Raw genomic sequence first — 19,803 nt, 5'->3', positions numbered from 1 at the left:
GGGATTTCAGGGGTCAGCCCGCAGTCTAGTTTCTAGCGGGCCGGCACCACAGGCTGAGTTTGCGGCATTTTGCCGGTCTCGGCCGCTGGCGTGTCTGCCTCGGGTTCTTCCACCACATTCTTCAGCACGGCGTCCTCGGCATCGCGGTTCATGACGATGATGCTGATGCGCCGGTTCAGCGCGCCGTTGGGGTCTTTCGCATCCAGCAGCTTGCTGGCGGCCAGCCCCTGCACGCGCAGCATGCGCGCCTCGGACAGCCCGCCCGCCACCAGCTCGCGGCGCGATGCGTTGGCGCGGTCGGCCGACAGTTCCCAGTTGCTGTAGCCCTTGTCACCGCCGGGGAAGGGCTGGGCATCGGTGTGCCCCTCCACCGTGAGCCGGTTCGGCACCTCGGTGAGGACGCTGCCGAGTTCGCGCAGCAAGTCGCGCATGTAGGGCTTCACGACGGCGCTGCCGCTGTCGAACATCGGGCGGTTGCCCTCGTCGACGATCTGGATGCGCAGGCCCTCGCGGGTCATGTCCAGACGGATCTGGCCGCCCAGGGCGGCGAGCTTGGGGTTCTCGGCCAGCACCTCTTCGACCTTGGTCTTGAGCTGCTCCAACCGCGCCTTCTCCGCCTTGCGCTGCTCTTCCTTGAGAGCCCGCAGCGTGTAGCTGGAGCGCTTGGCACTGCTCTCGCCTTCCTTGACCTGGCCGGTCTCGCGCGTGAGGTCCTTGCCGCCACCGCGCACGACGCTGGAGGAGTCGCCCGAGCCGGAGCCGCCCAGCATGGCCACCTTCAGCGGCGACTGGAAGAACTCGGCGATGCCTTTCTTGTCGCCCTCGGTCGTGGATCCCAGCAGCCACATCAGCAGGAAGAAGGCCATCATGGCCGTGACGAAGTCCGCATACGCGATCTTCCATGCGCCGCCATGCGCCGCATGGCCGCCCTTCTTCACCTTCTTGATGATGATGGGCTGGAGCTTTTTCGCGTCACCGGCCATTCAAGGCTCCCGCGAAACCGCGCTGCGTTGCCAGGGCGACCGCCACGTCACTTCTTCTTCACGTGGGATTCGAGCTCGGAGAAGCTCGGCCGGTCGCCCGAGAACAGCACCTTGCGGCCGAACTCGATGGCCACCTGCGGGGCGTAGCCCTGCATGCTGGCCAGCAGCGTGGTCTTGATGCACTGGAATTCCTTGCCGGCGTCTTCCACCTTCTGCTCCAGCAGGCCCGCCAGCGGCTCGGCGAAGCCGTAGGCCAGCAGAATGCCCAGGAAGGTGCCGACCAGCGCGGAGCCGATCATGCCGCCCAGCACGGCCGGCGGCTGGCCCACCGAGCCCATGGTGTTCACCACGCCCAGCACGGCAGCCACGATGCCGAAGGCCGGCAGGCCGCCGGCCAGGCGCTGCAGCGCGGCGACCGCGGCATGCTCCTCCTGGTGGTGGGTCTCGATCTCGCTGTCCATCAGCGACTCGATCTCGTGTGCGTTCAGGTTGCCCGACACCATCATGCGCAGGTAGTCGGTGATGAACTCGGTGACGTGGTGGTCGTTGCCCACCACGGGATATTTCTGGAACAGCGGCGAGCTGTGCGGGTCCTCGACGTCCTTCTCGATGGACATCAGGCCTTCCTTGCGGGCCTTCTGCAGGATGTCGTACATCAGCGCCAGCAGCTCCATGTAGCGCGCCTTGCTGTACTTGCTGCCCTTGAAGCACAGCCCCAGGCCGGCGGCCGTCGCCTTGACAACCTTCATCTGGTTGTTGGCCAGGAAGGCGCCGATGGCGGCACCGAAGATGGTGATCATCTCGAAGGGCAGCGCGTGCAGGATGACGCCGATGTTCCCGCCGTGGGCGATGAACACGCCGAAGATGCAGGCCATGGAGACGGCCCAGCCGATGATGACGAACATGGGTGGTCGCGTTGAGGGTGTTCAGGCCATATCGGCCCGATGCCGGGGGGCTTGAGAAAGTATGCCGAAACGGCGCCGCCGTGAAGGCATCAATTGGGCAGCTTTGACACCACAGTCCGCTGCGGGCGGTAAAGCCACACGAACTGGCCGTTGCCGAGTTGCCAGCTCGCCACCGGTGCGGCGCCCGGCACGGCGAAGTCCAGGCTGACCAGCCAACCGCCCGGCGCCATCTCGGCGCAGGCCTTGGCCCAGGCGCGCGGCATGGACTCGGGGCGCTGGAACAGGTAGACCAGCGCGAACGGCGCCCAGTCGTCGGCCCACAGGTCGCCCCGGCGCACGGTGGCGCCGCGCACGCGCCAGCGCGCGGCCAGCGCCAGCGGCCGGCTCCATTCCACGCCCTCCACGCGGGCCTCAGGGTAGGCGCGCACCAGCTCGCGCAGGCCGTCGCCCACGCCGCAGCCGGCGTCCAGCACCCGTGCACCGGGCGGCAGCGGCGCCTCGGTGGGCAGCCTCGAGAGCGCGCCAGCGGGCGTGGGGAACAACGGCGCCTCGCTCCAGCTGCGTCGCGGGTACAGCCACCACAGCAGCGCCAGCGGCAGCAGCCACAGCAACGGCGGCGCGCCGCCCTGCCAGCCGAGCAGCAGTGCCGACAGCGGGAAGCCCAGCGCCGCAATGAGCCGGCGCCAACGCTCGCGATACAGCAGCGCCAGCGCGCCGCCCAGCACAGCCCCGGCGACGACAGCCGCCTCGCGCCCCAGCCCCAACAGCAGCGCATGGCAGGCCCAGGCCGCCAGCCAGACCAGCAGCGCCGACAGCGGCCACGTCGTGGCGAGTCGCCTCATGCCGGCGACGATCACGGCCACGGGTGAGCGGCGCGCACGGCGACAGCCTCGGCTGCGCGGCCGGTGCCGTCCAGCACGACGGCCAGGTTGTGCGCGGCCAGCCAGCTGCCGCGGCCCGCCACGGCGCCCGGCTGCTCAGGGTGCTCGCCCAGCGCCAGACAGCGCCGCCACGCGGCCTCGGCCATGGGCAGCGCGTCGGCCGCCTGCGCGGGCTGGGACGCGGCCAGGTCCAGCATCACGTCGCCCACCGCGAAGAAGAAGTCCGGCGAGCCGGCGCACTCGTCCATCTGCGTCTGCGCAAAGTCCACTGCGTCGGCATGGCGGCCCAGGCATTTCAGCGCGAAAAGGCGCCGCGAGACGAGGTCCAGCCACCAGGGCGCGCTGGCCACCGCGGGCAGCGCGCAGGCGTGCTCGAAGGCGGCCTCGGCGGCGGCGTGCTCGTCGTAGACGGCGCAGTCCTTGCCCAGCTGATACCAGAGGTAGGCATCGCCCGGCGACTCGGCCAGCGCCTGCTCCAGCAGGCGGCGGTTGCGGCCGCGCTTGTCCGCCAGCCGCTCGCTGACATAGCCGTCATGCCCCACCACCAGCGGCAGCCGCCGCACCGGCAGCGCATGTTGCGGCTGCTCGTGCACGCGGCCGGCGTAGCGCACCGCACCGGGCAGCACCCGGCTGAGCCATGCGATCGCTTCGGCCTGCTGACCGGGCGCCTGGTCGAAGCGGTCGCGCAGCTGCAACACGCCGACGAATCCCGGCGCCGTGTTGCGCAGCGCCTGCAGCGCCTCGCCGCCGTCGATCAGCCACTCGTCGGCGTCCAGCACCAGGTGCCAGTCGGCGCCGGCCAGCGCCAGCGCCTGATTGCGGGCGGCGGAGAAGTCGTCGCACCATGCAAACGCCTGCACGCGTGCGCCATGCGCGCGGGCGACGCGCACGGTGTCGTCCCGCGAGCCTGTGTCCAGCACCACCATCTCGTCCACCCAGGGGCGCACGCTGTCCAGCAGCCGCCCGATGCGGGCCGCCTCGTCTCGGGCGATGACGACAAGGGCCAGGCGGCGCGGTGAGGCGGTCATGCGCGCATTGTGTTCACGCCGCGGCGGGCCATGGAGCATTTCAGGGCCGGATTTCCCCTGCTCCACCGGGTTTCGGCAAGCCGGCTGGCGGCCTAGAGTGGCAGCTCTTCCACCGTCCGCGAGGCTTCCCCATGATCCCCCGCACCCTGCACGTGATCTGGGTGGGCGACGAATCCAAGCGCCCCGACAACTGCATCGCCACCTGGCGCCAGCACAACCCCGACTGGACCGTGCGCGTCTGGGGCAACGACGACCTGGCCAGCTATGGCTGGGTCAATGCAGCGCACATGCGCGAGATGTCCAGGCGCGAGCTCAACGGCGTGGCCGACCTGATGCGCTGGGAGATCCTGTATCACGAGGGCGGCTTCGTCGTCGATGCCGACAGCATCTGCAAGCGCCCGCTGGAGCCCTGGCTGTTCGAGGGCGAGGCCTGCGCCTGCTGGGAGAACGAGCTGATCCGCCCCGGCCTGATCGCTGCCGGCTACGTGGCCTCCGTACCCGAGAACCCCTTCTTCGGCCAGATCATCCTGGACTTGCAGAAGGAAACCACCGTCGTCGACCGCATGGCCTGGCAGAGCGTCGGGCCGCTGCTGCTGACCGAACAGGTGCGCATGCAGCGCTATGCCAACCTGACCATCTGGCCCAGCCACTTCTTCATCCCGCGCCACTTCACCGGCCTGGAATACACCGGCGGCGGCCCGGTGTTTGCCGCGCAGGAATGGGGCAGCACGCTGGGCAAGTACGACGAACTGCACAAGAGGAAAGTGGCATGAGCGCGGTATTGGCCACGGAGCGCAAGACCATGGACGACCTGCCCGTCTCCCCGCTGGAATACGCGCATCAGAAGTACTTCGTGCAGAAGGTCAAGGTCGGCGAGGACTTCGTCGGCGTGCCACGGCTGGACGCCTTCGTCGCGCTGTGCGCGGACAAGCGCGTGCTGCACGTCGGCTGCGTGGACTGGCCCATCACCGACCTGAAGCGCTCGCTGCACCTGCAGCTGGACGAGCATTGCCAGCTCGACGGCTTCGACATCCACGGCGAAGCCTTCCCGCTCATGCAGCCGCACCTCAAGGGCCGGCTGTTCAGCGACTGGGCCGACGTGACCGAGCGCTACGACACCGTGCTGGTGCCCGAGGTCATGGAGCACGTGCCGGACGTGCAGGGCTTCCTGCAGCAGCTCGATGCGCTGGGCGCCGGCCAATACATCATCACCGTGCCCGATGCGTACTCCTGCTTCCGGCGGCATTTCGACTACAACAGCGGCGCGCAGACCTTCGTCGAGGTGGTGCATCCCGACCACAACTGCTGGTACACGCCGTTCACGCTCGCCAATGTGATCCGCAAGTACACGCCGTGGCAGCTGGACGGCATGTTCTTCTTCAACGGCATGTCGCTGCTGGCGGTCGCCAGCCGACCCCAGCCCGCGTGACGACGCCCGCCGCGTTGCGCAGCCAGGCCGAGGCGCTGCGCCATGCCGGCCGCGCCGTCGAGGCCATCGACCTGCTGATGCAGGCGCTGGCGCTGGCACCCACCGAGGTCGACACCTATCTGCAGCTGGGCTTCGCGCTGCAGGCGCTCGGCCTGCACAGCCAGGCCGCGGAGGCCTTGCGCACGGCAGCCATGCTGGCGCCGCACAGCGTGATGGCACAGGGCTACCTGATCCACGCCGCTCAGAAGGCAGCCGACTGGCGTGAGTTCGACGCCGACCTCGCCGCGCTGCGCGCCGCACTCCAGGCCAGCCCCGACGACGAGTTCGGCATGCCGTTCGCCTTCGTCGGCCTGCCGCACACGCGGGCCGAGCTGAAGCGGGCCGCGGCCATGGCCAGCCGGCACGTGGCACGGGGCCTCAAGCCGCTGCCGCGGCGGCCGATACGCGCACGCGAGCGCGTGCGTGTTGGATATCTGTCGGCCGACTTCCACGCCCACGCCACCGCGGCGCTGATGGCCGAGCTGCTGGAGCGGCACGACCGCGAGCGCTTCGACATCCGGCTGTACTCGCACGGGCCCGACGACGGCTCGCCGATGCGCCGGCGCATCGTGGCCGCGGCAGAGACGTTTGTCGACGTGGCGCCGCTGAGCCTGGCCGCGCTGGCCGAGCGACTGCACGCCGACGAGCTGGACATCCTCGTGGACCTCAAAGGCCACACCGCCGGCAGCCGCATGGCCGCCCTCGCCTGCCGACCGGCGCCCGTGCAGGTGAGCTGGCTGGGCTTTCCCGGCACCAGCGGCGCGAACTTCATTGACTACGTCATCGGCGACCCGGTCGTCACGCCGCTGGACCATGCGGCCGACTACAGCGAGTGCATCGCCCAGCTGCCGCACTGCTACCAGCCGCAGGACGGCCGCCGCATGCCGGGCAACGCGCCGGCGCGCGCCGCGCTGGGTCTGCGCGATGACGCGCTGGTGCTGCTGGGCGCCAATGCCGTCTACAAAATCACGCCGCCGCTGTGGGCGGCCTGGATGGACGTGCTGCGCCGCCTGCCCGCGGCGCAGCTGTGGCAGCTGAGCGGCGGCGAGCAGGCCGACGCGCGGCTGCGCGCGGCAGCCGGCGATCTCGCCGAGCGAATCGTGTTTGCGCCGCCGGTGGACATGGACACGCACCTGGCCCGGCTGCAGGTGGCCGACCTGGCACTGGACAGCTGGCCCTGCAACGGCCACACGACCACCAGCGACGCGCTGGCGGCCGGCGCGCCGGTCGTGACGCTGATGAACGACAGCTTCCCGGGCCGCGTGGCGGCCAGCATCCTGGCGGCGGCGCGGCTCGATGCCTGCATCACGCAGGATGCCGGCGACTACGTCGAGCGCATCTGCGCGCTGGGCCGCGATGCCGCAGCACGCCAGTCACTGCGCGATCGCATCGCCGCGCGGCCCGCAGGCCTGTACGACATGGCCCGCTTCGCCCGCGACCTGGAGTCGCTGTACGCGCGCATGTGGGACCGCGCGCTGGCGGGTCAGCCACCCGCCGCACTGGCGGCGTGAACAACAAGGGGGCCCATGGCCCCCTTGGTTTCAATGCATCTGGATGGAGCCCTGGGCGCGCCCCTTGCCGGCGCGCGCCGGCGGGTTGCACAGGCCGCAGACGAAGTGACGCGACATCTCGTGCGGGTGCGTCACGAATTGGCCGCTGCACTTGGAGCACTTGGTCAGCGTCAGCATGCCGTTGTCGACGAACTTCACCAGGCGCCAGGCGCGCGTGACGGAGAGCATCGCCTCCAGGCCCTGCGCCTGGGTCTGCTCCTGGTAGAGCTGATAGGCCTTGATGACGGTGTCGATCTCGTCCATCTCGGCGGCCTTGTTCAGGTACTCGTGGATGTTCAGGAACAGGCTGGCGTGGATGTTGGGCTGCCAGGTCATGAACCAGTCGGTCGAGAAAGGCAGCTGCCCCTTGGACGGGGACTTGCCGCTCACCTCCTTGTACAGGCGCAGCAGGCGCTCGTAGGACAGGTCGGTCTCGGACTCCAGCACCTGCAGGCGCGCGCCGAGGTGGATCAGCTGAACGGCACGTTCGATCTGCTTGGCTTCGGTGAGGATGCTCTTGACGCGCATGGTGGTCTCCTGGAATCGGTGTGAGTTCGGTGTTCTGTGCTGCGGGCGAGCGCCGGGCCGCTCCCAAGCCGCCCGCCTAAGCGCATGTCGCGAAGGGGCCAGCCCCTGAGCGACCCCCACCCCCTCGGGGGGGCAGCGGCGCGGTCCCGCGCCGCCGGGGGCTTCATGCATGCTCGTGGCGGCCGGCCATCAGGATGGAGGCGTGCAGGCGGCTGACGCTTTCGTTCGCGCCCGGCTTGCTGTGGTTGGTCAGCAGGCCCCACACCAGGTCGTCGCTCATGCGGAAGGCGCACAGCAGCGTGTTGCCGGCGGCGATCTTCATGATCTGGGCCGGGCTCAGCGTGCCGATCAGCGTGGCCGTCTCCTCGCTGATACCCAGGCGGTACAACGCCTGCTCACGGTCCGCGCGGATGAGGCTCTGGGCCAGCATCAGGTAGGACAGGTTGGCTTCACGGATCTCGGCGAGCATTTGGTCGGCGTTCATGGCGGGCTTCCGTTTCAGAGCTGTAGGGGTGTTCGGGATCAGTGAAACGGATTGTGTTGAAGCCTCTTTTCCCGCGATATCAGGCTGCGTCGGTGCGCTGCGTCACCGCGGCAGGAAGCGTCTGTCAGGCAAATTCCTACAGCCGCGTCAGGGCTGAAAACACCGAGGCCCCGCAGCTTGCACTGCGGGGCCTCGGTGTTGGGCATCAATGGGTATGGCGGGCGAGCGCCGGGCCGGGGTTCACCGCGTCCTGCGCAGGCGCTCCAGCTCGATCATCGCCACGGGCACCAGCTCCGGCGCCTCGGCCTGCAGGCTGTCGCGGCCGGCGCCCTGCTGCAGCTCGGTCAGCACGCCGATGGCACGGTCCACCTCGCCGCGGCCGGACAGCGAGAACGCCAGCGTGTACAGGCTGGGGCCATGCAGCGGGCAGGCCTGCAGCGCGCGGTCGGCGTAGGCGCCGGCGTGCTCCAGCTTGCCGGCGGCCAGCAGCAGCGCCGCCATGTCCGACAGCAGGTCATGGCTCATGGGCTCATCCTGCAGCGCGTCGTACAGCATGCCCAGGCCGCCGCCGAGATTGCCCTTGGCCGCCTCGGCAAACGCCGCGTTGCGGGCACGGGCCAGCAACAGCTTGGGATCGTTGGCCGGCGCGGCAACGGGGCGGTGGACGTTCTTGCGGGGCGACGAAGACAGGGCTCGCATGGCGGGACTCCAGGGCCGGCACAGGGTTCGGCCGGGATGTGCCGCACTTTAGGAAGCGGCCACCGCGCCAATCTGCTGAAAAGCCCCGGCTTTCGGGCGCGCTTTTCGCGCCGGACGCTGATCCGAAGAACAGGCTGTTGCAGCCCCTTTTATTCAAAAGATCACGGCCTTGACAAATCGGGCTAAAGAAACTTGTCCGCCACACCGATAGCCAATCCAACGGCGCTGCAAACAGTTCCGTGGTCCGGCTGGAAGGCCGAGAAGTTGTGACATTGCTCACGGGTAGTGACGCAGCCTCTCGACCAACCGGCGCCGGGCGTCGCCGCAACGGCCTGCCGCGAGGGGGGTTGGTGCGGAGCACGGGTGCCGCACCCGGGCACCTGGATCTTCGTCCGGCGCTATTGCCGGGTTCTCTCTAGCTGAAAAGGAAGCGCATCATGGCCTCGGTCATCAATACCAATCTGCTGTCGCTCAATGCGCAGCGCAACGTGTCCGCGTCGCAGTCATCGCTGTCGACGTCGCTGCAACGCCTGTCCTCGGGTCTGCGCGTGAATTCCGCACGCGACGACGCCGCCGGCCTGGCCATCTCCGAGCGCCTGAACGCTCAGGTGCGCGGCTCCAACGTCGCCATCCGCAACGCCAACGACGGCATCTCGCTGTCGCAGACGGCGGAAGGCGCGCTGGCCAAGGTGGGCGACTCGCTGCAACGCATGCGCGAACTGGCGGTGCAGTCCCGCAACGCGACCAACACCAGCGCTGACCGCACCTCGCTGGACAAGGAGTTCGGTGAACTCGCCAAGGAAATCCAGCGCGTGCTGGGCGGCACGACCTTCAACGGCCGCGCCGTGCTGGCTGGTGACTCGGGCACGCAGACCTTCCAGGTCGGCGCCAACGTGACCAGCAACGACCGCATCGACGTCGCCACGACCAACATGACGACCGACACCACCGTCACCGCCGTCGCAGGCACCGACAACACGGGCGCTGGCCGTGCGGTCATCACCGCTGCCGCCGGTTCCGAGTCGGCGATCGACACGGTCATCACCGCCATCGACACCGCGCTGGACAAGGTCAACGGTGAGCGCGCCACGCTGGGCGCGTCGCAGAACCGCCTGGATCAAGTCATCTCCAACCTGCAGATCTCGGTGGAGAACCAGAGCGCCGCCAAGAGCCGCATCACGGACGCCGACTTCGCGCAGGAAACCGCCAACCTGTCGCGAGCGAACATCCTGCAGCAGGCCGGCAACGCGATGATCGCCCAGGCCAACCAGATCCCGTCCCAGGTCCTGTCCTTGCTTCGATGACGCCGGGCCAGCAACGCTGGCCCTGAGTGAAACGTCCACGCTGAAGACGGAAGTCCTCACGCCACCAGCACAAGCACCTTGAACGCCGCTCCGCCCCCGGCGGGCGGCGCTTTTAAGGCGCCGTGCAAAAAGGATTCAAGTCAATCCATCGTCACGACGATAAGCATCTCAACGGGTTCGCGATTCATTCGAGGACTTCGTACCAGACGCCTCGTCACGAAAGGATTGAACCATGCCTCAAGTCATCAATACCAACCTCGCTTCGCTGAATGCCCAGCGCAACACGGCGATGTCTCAATCGTCGCTGGCTGTCTCCATGCAGCGTCTGTCCTCCGGCCTGCGTGTGAACTCGGCCAAGGACGACGCTGCGGGCCTGGCCATCGCCGAACGCATGAACGCCCAGGTGCGTGGCTCGCAGGTCGCGATCCGCAACGCCAACGACGGCATCTCGCTGGCGCAGACCGCCGAAGGCGCGCTGTCCAAGGTGGGCGACTCGCTGCAGCGCATGCGTGAGCTGGCCGTCCAGTCGCGCAATGCCACCAACACCAGCGCCGACCGCGCGTCGCTGGACAAGGAATTCGGCGAACTCGCCAAGGAAATCCAGCGCGTGCTGGCCGGCACCACCTTCAACGGCAAGGCGGTGCTTGCCACGTCCGACGCCGGCACCCAGACCTTCCAGGTCGGCGCCAACGTCACCGCCAACGACCGCATCGACATCGTCACGACCGACATGACCACCGACAACACGATCACCGTGGTGGCCGGCACCGACAACACGGGCGCAGGCCGCGCCGTCATCACGGCCGCCGCCGGCTCGGAAGCGTCGATCGACACCGTCATCACCAACATCGACCTGGCGCTGGACAAGGTCAACGGCGAACGCGCCACGCTGGGCGCCTCGCAGAACCGCTTCGACGCGGTCATCTCCAACCTGCAGGTGGCGGTGGAGAACCAGAGCGCCTCGCGCAGCCGCATCATGGACGCCGACTTTGCGCAGGAAACGGCCAACCTCAGTCGCGCGCAAATCCTGCAGCAGGCCGGCAACACCATGGTGGCGCAGGCCAACCAGCTGCCCCAGCAAGTGCTGGCCCTGCTGCGCAGCTGAAGCAAACCGCACCGGGCGGCGACGCCCTTTCCGACGAGGCACCGGCCGCGGTGCCAGCCCAGGCAGGCACCGCGGCGGCACCCAACACATCTCTTTCGACACCGGCCTGCAGAGGCATGGAATAGCCGTGGTTTGGCCCGTTGATCGGGCTTTTGCCGACGGCACGCACTTTCAGAATTCAGCCCATCGGACCGACGCTTCATTCGGTCCGGACTGATTCCCGAGGAGTGCGTCAATGCCCCAGACCATCAACACCAACATCGTCTCGCTGAATGCGCAGCGGAACCTGAACGCGTCGCAGTCGTCGCTGTCGACGTCGATGCAACGCCTGTCGTCCGGCCTGCGCGTGAACTCGGCCAAGGACGATGCTGCCGGCCTGGCCATCGCTGAGCGCATGAACACCCAGGTACGCGGCATGAACGTCGCCATCCGCAATGCGAACGACGGCATCTCGCTGGCGCAGACGGCAGAAGGCTCGCTGGGCAAGGTCGGCGACATGCTGCAGCGCATGCGTGAGCTGGCCGTGCAAGCCTCCAACGGCACCAACAACACCCAGGACCGCGCGGCGCTGAACAACGAGTTCACGCAACTGCAGACCGAGGTGGGGCGCCTGATGCGCAACACCAACTTCAACGGTTCGCCCATCCTCACCGGCTTCGCGGGCGGGACCAGCGCGTCGTTCAGCTTCCAGTGCGGCGCCAATGCGACGGCTGACGACCAGATCGTCATCACGCAGAGCGACATCCTGGGCACCACGCTGGGCGCCACGGGCACCCCCACCGGCAACGACGGCGCGCTGGAGGCTGCCGTCAACAAGACCAAGATCAACATCCTGGGCGCCGCCGGCAGCAGCAACGCGGGCCTGCCGCCGACCGCCGCGGTGGACTTCGCCGCCGCCACGCTGCCCGCCCCCGGCGGCCCGGCCGGCGACGAGGGTGACCCGCTGGTGGCCGTTCAGTTCCTGGACTTTGCGCTGGCGCAGGTCAACCTGGCACGCTCCACCTTCGGTGCCACGCAGAACCGCTTCGACGCCGTCATCTCCAACCTGCAGGTCGCCGTCGAGAACCAGACCTCGGCCCGATCCCGCATCATGGATGCCGACTTCGCGCAGGAAACCTCCAACATGAGCCGGGCGCAGATCCTGCAGCAGGCCGGCAACGCGATGGTGGCACAGGCCAACCAGCTGCCGCAGCAGGTGCTGTCGCTGCTGCAACGCTGAAAAAAAACTCGTCCGGGCCTAAAGTTCCGGAACCACCGGCCGATATCGCCTTGGCATATCGGCTTTTTTCGTTGGTGAAACACGCCCGCATCTCCGACGCTTGCGGGCAGCATCCCTGATCTTCCATACAGCATGGCAACCATCAGCTCGGCCGGTCTCGGCAGTGGACTCAATGTTGACGACATCGTCAGCAAGCTGGTCGCGCTCGAGCGCACGCCCATCACCCAGATCAGCAAGAAGGTCGACGGGCTCAAGACCGAGCTGTCGTCCTACGGCAAGGTGCAGAGTGCGCTGTCCGCGCTGCGCGACGCGGCCTCCAAGCTCACCTCCCCCAGCAACTGGGCCGGTTCGCTGGCCACGTCCAGCGACGCCACGACCGTGTCGGTTTCGGCCGGTGCCGGTGCCGCCACCGGCAACGTGTCCGTGAAGGTGGAAGCGCTGGCCCAGGCGCAGACGCTGGTCAGCGGCACGTCGTACGCCAGCTCCACCACCACCGTGGGCCAGGGCAGCCTAACCATCACGCTGGGCAAGTGGGCCACCGACGGCGGCGACCCGCCGACCTACACCGGCTTCACCGACAAGGCCGGCGCCACGCCCATCACGGTCAACATCGGCGCAGGCCAGGACACGCTGGCCGGTATCCGCGACGCCATCAACGCGGCCGGTGCCGGCGTGACTGCTGCCATCGTCAACGATGCCAACGGCGCCCGGCTGACGCTGCGCTCCACCGCCAGCGGCGAGACCAACGCGTTCCGCATCGATGCCGGCGGCGGCCTGAGCGACCTCGGCTACGACCCGCGGGTGGGCGTCACGTCGCTGATCCAGACGCTGCCTGCGCAGAACGCCCGTGCGCTCATCAACGGCATCGACGTCAGCTCCGAGTCCAACACGCTGAAGGAGGCCATCGACGGCCTCAACATCACGCTGCTCAAGACGTCCACCATCCCGGCCAGCATCGCCGTCAGCCAGGACAAGGACTCCATCAAGAAGCTCATCACCGACTTCACGACCGCCTACAACGCCGTCAACGCGCTGCTGCGCGAGCAGACCAAGTACGACGCCGGCACGAAGACGGCCGGCCCGCTGCAAGGCGACGCCACCGCCAATGGGCTGCAGAGCCAGCTGCGCAGCATCATCGGCGGCACCACGTCGCTGGCCGGCAGCATCGGCCGCCTGGCGCAGATCGGCCTGGAGGCGGGCACCGACGGCAACATCAAGGTCACCGACGCCAAGCTCAACACCGCCCTGAGCGACCTGGACAGCGTGAAGAAGCTGTTCATGGGCCTGGACGGCACCAACAGCAGCAACGACGGCTTTGCGCAGCGCATCCGCAGCTATGTCGACGGTGCGCTGAGCACCGACGGCCGCGTCAGCGCCAAGCAGGCCGGCCTGCAAAAGCTCATCGACAGCAACAACAAGAGCATCGACAAGCTCGAAGACCGCGTCGCGCTGACCGAAGCGCGGCTGCGCGCCCGCTACACGGCGCTGGATACCCAGATGAGCAAGCTCAACGGCCTGTCCAGCTACGTGACGACGCAGATGAACAAGCTCAACAGCAGCGGTTCCTGACGCACGGATGCGCCCCGCCCCCGCGCACGGCGACCTCTGGGTCGCCGTTGTCGTTTGCGGTGGCCTGAATAGACGCAAAGTCCCGCACATGTTCCGGTGAAGACCGCCTCAAGTTCCCCCCGGTGGAGGCCGAAAAACAGTCAACACGACGCCACCTCCCCGAGACACCATGTACGGCAACATGTCCTCCCCCTTCGCAGCCCGCAACCAGAGCGCCACCTTCTATGCCAAGGTCGGCCTGGAGACCGACGTGCAGGCCGCCAGCCCGCACCGCCTGGTCGCCATGCTGTTCGACGGCGTCTTCGATGCGATGACCCAGGCCACGCAGGCCATCCAGGCCGGCAACGTCGAGCTCAAGGGCCGGGCGCTGGGCCGCGCGGTGCGCATCCTGGACGAAGGCTTGCGCGCCGGCCTGGACCTGTCGGCCGGCCAGTTGGCCACCGACCTGCGCGACCTGTACGGCTATGTCTGCACCCGGCTCACGCAGGCCAACCTGCGCAGCGACATCGCCGCCATCGAGGAGTGCCAGCGCCTGCTCGGCCCCGTCCGCGAGGCCTGGGCCGCCATCAGCCAGACCCCCGCCGCGATGGGCAGCACTGCCCGCGCCGCCTGAGCGTCTCGTCCCCGCCCACTTCCGGTGACCCTGCAATGAATTCCGAACTGCTGAATTACTACGAAGCCATCGAGCAAGCCAGCGCCGACATGCTCTCTGCGGCCCGCACCGGCAACTGGGACGAAGTCGTCAAGCTCGAAGGTGCCTGCGTGCTGCTGATCTCCCAGCTCAAGGCCGCGGCCCACCAGAACCAGCTCAGTGCCGGCGAATCTCAGCTGAAGACGCGCATCATGCAGCGCATCCTGCTGAACGACGCCGAGATCCGCCACCTGGCCGAGCCGTGGCTGGAGGACCTGGACCATGTGCTGAAGGGCAAGAGCCGGATGGTGCACTGAGGCCCCTCGTCCGGCTCGCACCGGCTGAACGCCGGCGAGCCAGCCGGTCCCCCGAGGGGACGGCGATTGACCGGGCATCGAGCCCGGTCAACATCGCCAGACGGGCCGGCTTGGGGCGGCCCGGCGCTCGGCCCGCAAATCCGTCGGCGAGACCGTGAACGGATGCCGGCCGCACACTGTCCCGCGACTGGCGCCGCGACTACCATCTCCCGCATGAGCGCCCCCGAAGCCGCCCCCGAAGAATTCCGCGTCGCTGCACCGGCCGAGATCACGGCCTACCTGCACGAGCTGCAGCGCGACAACGCCACCGTGCTGCTGAGCGGCCCGCCCAGCCAGAGCCTGGCCAGCCGCATCACGGCGCTGGACGCCGCCGCTGACGTGCTGGGCCTGGCCATCGGCGCCGACCCCGACGGCATCAGCCAGGCGCTCGTGGCGAGCGGCGAGATCACTGCCGTGGCCTACCTGGGCGCGGTCAAGCTGCAGTTCGAGCTGGATGGCGCCGTGCTCGTCAGCGGTGACCAGGGCACGGTGCTGCGCGCCGGCCTGCCCACCCGCCTCTACCGCTTCCAGCGCCGCCAGGCCTACCGCGTGCAGCCGGCGGGCAGCGTCTACCCGCGCGTGGTGCTACCCGGTGGCGACGTCGCCGGGCGCGCACTGCGCGTGCTGGACATCAGCATCGGCGGCCTCGCCCTGGCCGCACCGCCTGGCACGCCGCCACTGCCGCTGGGCCAGGCCACCACCGGGCTGGTGCTGGAGCTGGACCGCCTCACCGCGCTGCGTGTGAGCCTGCTGCCCCACCACGCCAGCCCCATCGCCGGCGACGCGCTGGGCGCCCAACAGATGGGCTGCGCCTTCGTCGACCCGGACGCCGTCACGACACGCGCGCTGCAGATGTACGTGGACCAGACGCAGAAGCGCCGCCGGCTGCTGAAGCTCGACGCATGAACCGCGACCGCCGTCCCACGCCGCGCGGCTTCACGCTCATCGAGGTGATGGCCACGATGGTGGTGCTCACCATCCTGCTGGCTGCGGCCGTGCCCAGCTACAGCGCCCACCTGGCGCGGCAGAAGCTGCGTCACGTCGCCGAGCTGCTTGAGCTGGACCTGCGCCGCGCCCGCGAGCTCAGCGTCAACGAGAACCGCAACCTGCACGTCAGCTTCCACAGTGGCCCGCAATGGTGCTGGGGCGTCAGCCGCGAGCAGTCCTGCGACTGCGCCACCGGTGCGCCGCGCTGCGAGCTGGGCGGCGTGTCCTGGCGCGATCACAAGGGCCACCTGCTGCAGTCCGGCCAGGGTGTCGTCTTCCAGGCCGGCATGGGCCGCGCGCTGGACTGGACGCGCATCGGCATCTCCAACGACCGCAACCAACAGCTCTACATCGACCTGAACCCGTTGGGCCGCCCGTCCATCTGCGGCACCGACGCCCGCAAGGGAAACTGTTGACCCTGGGGCCGAGCGCCGGGCCGCTCCCAAGCCGGCCCGTCTGGCGATGTGCGAGCGGGGCACGCCCCGCGAGCATCGCCGTCCCCTCGGGGGACCGGCCGGGCTCGCTGCGTTCAGCAGGCGAGACCGGACGAGGGGCCCATCACACCTGCATGTTCATGATCTCGGCATACGCCGAGACCAGCCGGTTGCGAACCTGCAGCGTCGCCTGGAAACCGATCTGCGCCTTCTGCATGGCGACCATGGTCTCTTCGAGGCTGACGGTGGGGTTGTCCAGCTGCACCTCGCGCTGCAGACGCGTCGCCTCGCTCTGCTGCGCGCTGACGCTCTTCAGCGCCTGGGCCATCGCGTCGCCAAAACTGGCGCCGGTCGTGGCAGCGGGCTTGGGCGCGAGCGGCGTGCCGTTGACCGCCAGCCCCGCCCGGGCGGCGGCCTGAGCGAAGTCAAAGGGGCGCAGCTTCATGTCCATGGGGCCGCACTTTGGCAGCAAGCCGCACGCTCAAAGCACCGAGATGCGCGGGCGGGGTCGGCTACTTCGGCGCTTTCTTGAGGGCCCCGGCCCGAATAATTTGCGCCATCGCCGGATCTCCCGGCCCCGCCGTACCCGCCCACCCGATGGACAACGCCCTGAGCGCCCCCGCAGCCACCGCACCGGCCCTGATCACGCCGGTGGAGCCGCCCAACTTCGCACAGCGCCTGAATGGCCTGCCGCTGCGCAGCAAGCTGACGATGGGCGCCGGCCTGCTGGCGCTGGCCGGCGCGGTGCTGGCCATCACGCTGTGGTCCAGCCAGGGCGACTTCCGCCCGCTGTTCACGGGCCTGTCCGACAAGGACGGCGGCGCCGTCATCGGCCAGCTGTCGGCGCTGAACGTGCCCTACAAGCACGAGGCCGGCGGCACCATCCTCGTGCCGGCGGGCCAGGTCTACGAGCTGCGCATGAAGCTGGCCGCGCAAGGCCTGCCCAAGGGCGGCGGCGCCGGCAACGCAGTGGGCTTCGAGCTGATGGACAAGTCCTCCATCGGCCAGACCCAGTTCGCCGAGCGGCTGAACTTCCAGCGCGGCCTGGAGGGCGAGCTGGCGCACTCCATCAAGACCACCAACGACGTCGCCGACGCGCGCGTGCACCTGGCCATCCCGCAGCAGAACGGCTTCTTCCGCGAGCAGCAAAAGCCCAGCGCCTCGGTCGTGCTGACGCTGCGCGGCGGCCGCACGCTGGACCGCAGCCAGGTGGCCGGCATCGTCCACCTCGTCTCCAACGCCGTGCCCGAGCTCAACCCCAAGGCCGTCAGCGTGCTGGACCAGACGGGCTCGCTGATCTCCCAGACCGGCTCCGACGCGGCCACCGGGCTGGACACGCAGCAGCTGCTCTACAAGCAGCAGGTGGAGGCCGGCTACAACAAGCGCATCTTCGAGCTGCTGGAGCCGGTGGTGGGCCACGACAACCTGCGCGCCACTGTGACGGCCGACGTGGACTTCTCGCAGACCGAGGCCACCGCCGAGGAATACCGCCCCAACCAGGGCCCGAACACGCAGGCTGCGGTGCGCTCCGCGCAGAACAGCGAGAGCACCAACGCCAACGCCGCGCCGCCCACCGGCGTGCCGGGCGCCGCCACCAACCAGCCACCCGTGCCGGCCACGGCACCCATCAACGGCGCCAGTGCGCCGCTGCAGGCCGCCCAGGGCGGCGCCGGCCTGAACAGCAGCCGCAAGGAGCAGGTCACCAACTACGAGGTCGACAAGACCGTGCGCGTGACGCGCGGCGCGGTGGGCAACGTGAAGCGGCTGAACGCCGCCATCGTCGTCAACCACCGCTCGGTGACCGACGCCAAGGGCAAGACCACGCAGCAGCCGGTACCGGCCGAAGAGATCACGCGGCTGACCGACCTCGTCAAGGAGGCCATGGGCTTCAACGCCGACCGCGGCGACTCCGTGAAGGTCGTCAGTGCGCCCTTCGTCATCGACAAGACCGAGCCGGTGGACGTGCCGATCTGGAAGCAGCCGTGGCTGCTGGACATCGCCCGCAGCGCCATCGTGCCGCTGGCCTTCGTGGCCATCGCGCTGATCGCCGTGTTCGGCATGATCCGCCCCGCCATCAAGGCCGCCGCGCCTCTGCCGCCGGAGGAAAAGCCCGAGACGGTGGACGAGGTGGTCGACGACACCGAGCTGCTGCCGGGCGCAGAGGGCATGCCCAAGCTGGAAGCACCGCTGCACAGCGAAAAGCTCGACCGCGCCCGGGCGCTGGCGCGCGACAATCCGGTGGCCGTCGCGAACATCATGCGCGACTGGATGGAAGGGCAGACAGCATGAGCGTGAGCCCCTCGTCCAGTCTTGCCACGCTGAACGCGGGCAAGCCTGGCCGGGACCGCGCAGCGGCCAGCGGCCGCTGCGCTTCGGCAGGCACATCGAGCCCACTGGGCTCAATGTGTCCGGCCGAAGCCCCCGAGGGGACGGCGATGCATTCGGCATTGAGCCGAATGCACATCGTCCGCGGGCCGGCTTGGGGCGGCCCGGCGCTCGGCCTGCGAGGCAAGACCCCACGCGTCGGGTAAGGTTCAGCCATGGACGACAAAGGCTTAGAGAACGCTGCAATCCTGTTGATGTCGCTGGGCGAGGAAGAGGCCAGCGAGGTCTTCAAGCATCTGTCGCCCAAGGAGGTGCAGGCGCTGGGCGAGACCATTGCCAAGCTCAAGGTCATCAAGCGCGCCCAGGTGGAGCAGGTGCTGGAGAAGTTCGACGCGGTGGCCGAGACGCAGAGCACGCTGGTCACCGACACCGACGAGTACGTGCGCGCCGTGCTGCGCAAGGCACTGGGCGAGGACAAGGCCAACCTGCTGCTGGACCGCATCCTGCAAGGCAGCGACGTGTCATCCATCGAGAGCCTGAAGTGGATGGACGCGGCTTCGGTGGCCGAGCTGCTGCGCAACGAGCACCCGCAGATCATCGCGGCCATCTTGGCGCATCTGGACTTCGACCAGACCAGCTCCGTGCTCAAGCTGTTCACCGAGCGCGGCCGCAACGAGGTGCTGATCCGCATTGCGACGCTGGACGGCATCCAGCCCACCGCGCTGAAGGATCTGAACGAGGTCATGAGCCAGATCCTGGCCGGCGGCGAGCGCATGAAGAAGAGCTCGCTGGGCGGCGCCAAGACGGCCGCCGAGATCATCAACATGATGGGATCCAGCGTCGAGGCCTCGGTGCTGGACTACATCCGCGAGGCCGACGCCGACCTGGCGCAGAAGATCATGGACAACATGTTCACGTTCGACGACGTGAACAAGATCGACGACAAGGGCATCCAGGCCGTGCTCAAGGAAGTGCAGAGCGAGAGCCTGGTCGTCGCGCTCAAGGGCGCCAGCGCCGACCTGCGCGAGAAGGTCTTCCGCAACATGTCCAGCCGCGCCGCCGAGACGCTGCGCGAAGACCTCGAGACCCGCGGCCCGGTGCGGCTGTCGGAGGTGGAGGCGGAGCAGAAGGAAATGCTCAAGATCGTGCGCCGCCTCGTCGACGAAGGCCAGATCGTGCTGGCCGGCGGCGGCGACGACCAGTTCGTGTAGCCCATGAAGCCCCTCGTCCAAGGAGTACCTTGGCCGGCCCCCCGAGGGGACGGCGATGCTTGCCGGATCGACCGGCAAGCACATCGCCATGACGGGCCGGCTTGGGAGCGGCCCGGCGCTTGGCCCGAAATGCAAC

General features: G+C 68.7%; 21 protein-coding genes. 13 read left to right on the top strand and 8 right to left on the bottom strand.

The window, feature by feature from the left end; translation table 11 throughout:
- Window positions 1-32: 32 nt before the first annotated feature.
- The 4 genes from motB to ACG04Q_RS09735 all read right to left on the bottom strand — a co-directional run bounded on the left by motB (window position 33) and on the right by ACG04Q_RS09735 (window position 3,797).
- Window positions 33-983 (bottom strand): flagellar motor protein MotB, encoded by a 951-nt coding sequence (motB, locus tag ACG04Q_RS09750; protein ID WP_394510712.1) that lies wholly within the window; start codon window positions 981-983, stop codon window positions 33-35.
- 47 nt (window positions 984-1,030) lie between these two features.
- Window positions 1,031-1,888 carry a flagellar motor stator protein MotA gene (gene motA / locus ACG04Q_RS09745; RefSeq protein WP_394510711.1) on the bottom strand — a complete coding sequence of 286 codons (858 nt, stop codon included), beginning with the start codon at window positions 1,886-1,888 and terminating at the stop codon, window positions 1,031-1,033.
- 89 nt (window positions 1,889-1,977) lie between these two features.
- On the bottom strand, window positions 1,978-2,730 hold the full coding sequence (locus ACG04Q_RS09740) for a class I SAM-dependent methyltransferase (protein WP_394510710.1): 753 nt from the start codon (window positions 2,728-2,730) through the stop codon (window positions 1,978-1,980).
- A gap of 11 nt (window positions 2,731-2,741) precedes the next feature.
- Window positions 2,742-3,797 carry a glycosyltransferase family 2 protein gene (locus ACG04Q_RS09735; protein ID WP_394510709.1) on the bottom strand — a complete coding sequence of 352 codons (1,056 nt, stop codon included), beginning with the start codon at window positions 3,795-3,797 and terminating at the stop codon, window positions 2,742-2,744.
- A gap of 131 nt (window positions 3,798-3,928) precedes the next feature.
- Here ACG04Q_RS09735 and ACG04Q_RS09730 point away from each other — a divergent pair, with 131 nt between their 5' ends.
- From ACG04Q_RS09730 to ACG04Q_RS09720, 3 genes are read left to right on the top strand one after another with little or no spacing between them, the layout of a single operon-like run.
- Window positions 3,929-4,570, top strand: coding sequence for a glycosyltransferase family 32 protein (locus ACG04Q_RS09730; RefSeq protein WP_394510708.1), 642 nt, complete (start codon window positions 3,929-3,931; stop codon window positions 4,568-4,570).
- Window positions 4,567-5,226 (top strand): methyltransferase domain-containing protein, encoded by a 660-nt coding sequence (locus ACG04Q_RS09725; RefSeq protein ID WP_394510707.1) that lies wholly within the window; start codon window positions 4,567-4,569, stop codon window positions 5,224-5,226. The genes ACG04Q_RS09730 and ACG04Q_RS09725 overlap by 4 nt, the downstream gene beginning before the upstream one ends.
- Window positions 5,223-6,776 (top strand): O-linked N-acetylglucosamine transferase, SPINDLY family protein, encoded by a 1,554-nt coding sequence (locus ACG04Q_RS09720; protein WP_394510706.1) that lies wholly within the window; start codon window positions 5,223-5,225, stop codon window positions 6,774-6,776. The genes ACG04Q_RS09725 and ACG04Q_RS09720 overlap by 4 nt, the downstream gene beginning before the upstream one ends.
- A gap of 30 nt (window positions 6,777-6,806) precedes the next feature.
- On the opposite strand, the gene flhC is transcribed toward ACG04Q_RS09720, so the two are convergent.
- From flhC to ACG04Q_RS09705, 3 genes are all read right to left on the bottom strand, one after another.
- On the bottom strand, window positions 6,807-7,343 hold the full coding sequence (flhC, locus tag ACG04Q_RS09715) for a flagellar transcriptional regulator FlhC (RefSeq protein WP_394510705.1): 537 nt from the start codon (window positions 7,341-7,343) through the stop codon (window positions 6,807-6,809).
- A 163-nt stretch (window positions 7,344-7,506) separates the two neighbouring features.
- Window positions 7,507-7,827 carry a flagellar transcriptional regulator FlhD gene (gene flhD / locus ACG04Q_RS09710; RefSeq protein WP_394396766.1) on the bottom strand — a complete coding sequence of 107 codons (321 nt, stop codon included), beginning with the start codon at window positions 7,825-7,827 and terminating at the stop codon, window positions 7,507-7,509.
- 240 nt (window positions 7,828-8,067) lie between these two features.
- A complete protein-coding gene (locus tag ACG04Q_RS09705) occupies window positions 8,068-8,526 on the bottom strand; it encodes a hypothetical protein (protein ID WP_394510704.1) in 459 nt (152 codons plus the stop codon).
- A gap of 437 nt (window positions 8,527-8,963) precedes the next feature.
- Between ACG04Q_RS09705 and ACG04Q_RS09700 the strand changes: the two genes are divergently transcribed.
- From ACG04Q_RS09700 to ACG04Q_RS09665, 8 genes are all read left to right on the top strand, one after another.
- On the top strand, window positions 8,964-9,830 hold the full coding sequence (locus ACG04Q_RS09700; RefSeq protein ID WP_394510703.1) for a flagellin N-terminal helical domain-containing protein: 867 nt from the start codon (window positions 8,964-8,966) through the stop codon (window positions 9,828-9,830).
- Between the two features lie 232 nt (window positions 9,831-10,062).
- On the top strand, window positions 10,063-10,935 hold the full coding sequence (locus tag ACG04Q_RS09695) for a flagellin N-terminal helical domain-containing protein (protein ID WP_394510702.1): 873 nt from the start codon (window positions 10,063-10,065) through the stop codon (window positions 10,933-10,935).
- A gap of 235 nt (window positions 10,936-11,170) precedes the next feature.
- Window positions 11,171-12,154 (top strand): flagellin N-terminal helical domain-containing protein, encoded by a 984-nt coding sequence (locus tag ACG04Q_RS09690; protein WP_394510701.1) that lies wholly within the window; start codon window positions 11,171-11,173, stop codon window positions 12,152-12,154.
- Window positions 12,155-12,286: 132 nt separating this feature from the next.
- Window positions 12,287-13,723, top strand: a complete 1,437-nt coding sequence (gene fliD, locus ACG04Q_RS09685; RefSeq protein ID WP_394510700.1) for a flagellar filament capping protein FliD — start codon at window positions 12,287-12,289, stop codon at window positions 13,721-13,723.
- Between the two features lie 181 nt (window positions 13,724-13,904).
- Window positions 13,905-14,336, top strand: a complete 432-nt coding sequence (gene fliS, locus ACG04Q_RS09680; RefSeq protein ID WP_394510699.1) for a flagellar export chaperone FliS — start codon at window positions 13,905-13,907, stop codon at window positions 14,334-14,336.
- Between the two features lie 35 nt (window positions 14,337-14,371).
- Window positions 14,372-14,671: a flagellar protein FliT gene (locus ACG04Q_RS09675; protein WP_394510698.1), complete on the top strand. Its 300-nt coding sequence runs from the start codon at window positions 14,372-14,374 to the stop codon at window positions 14,669-14,671.
- A gap of 213 nt (window positions 14,672-14,884) precedes the next feature.
- On the top strand, window positions 14,885-15,616 hold the full coding sequence (locus ACG04Q_RS09670) for a flagellar brake protein (RefSeq protein WP_394510697.1): 732 nt from the start codon (window positions 14,885-14,887) through the stop codon (window positions 15,614-15,616).
- On the top strand, window positions 15,613-16,113 hold the full coding sequence (locus ACG04Q_RS09665) for a pilus assembly FimT family protein (RefSeq protein WP_394510696.1): 501 nt from the start codon (window positions 15,613-15,615) through the stop codon (window positions 16,111-16,113). Before ACG04Q_RS09670 ends, ACG04Q_RS09665 begins: the two co-directional genes overlap by 4 nt.
- 142 nt (window positions 16,114-16,255) lie before the next feature.
- Here the strand turns inward: ACG04Q_RS09665 and fliE are convergent, their stop codons facing one another.
- Window positions 16,256-16,582 (bottom strand): flagellar hook-basal body complex protein FliE, encoded by a 327-nt coding sequence (gene fliE, locus ACG04Q_RS09660; protein WP_394510695.1) that lies wholly within the window; start codon window positions 16,580-16,582, stop codon window positions 16,256-16,258.
- 146 nt (window positions 16,583-16,728) lie between these two features.
- On the opposite strand from fliE, the gene fliF reads away from it, so the two are divergent.
- A complete protein-coding gene (gene fliF, locus ACG04Q_RS09655; RefSeq protein WP_394510694.1) occupies window positions 16,729-18,420 on the top strand; it encodes a flagellar basal-body MS-ring/collar protein FliF in 1,692 nt (563 codons plus the stop codon).
- A 251-nt stretch (window positions 18,421-18,671) separates the two neighbouring features.
- The gene (gene fliG, locus ACG04Q_RS09650; RefSeq protein ID WP_394510693.1) at window positions 18,672-19,667 is read left to right on the top strand and encodes a flagellar motor switch protein FliG; all 996 of its coding nucleotides are present in this window, start codon (window positions 18,672-18,674) and stop codon (window positions 19,665-19,667) included.
- The last annotated feature ends 136 nt before the right edge of the window (window positions 19,668-19,803 follow it).

The sequence above is a fragment of the Pelomonas lactea genome (genome assembly GCF_043555885.1).
Lineage (GTDB): Bacteria > Pseudomonadota > Gammaproteobacteria > Burkholderiales > Burkholderiaceae_C > Pelomonas > Pelomonas lactea.
This window is presented reverse-complemented; position numbering and strand designations above follow the sequence as displayed.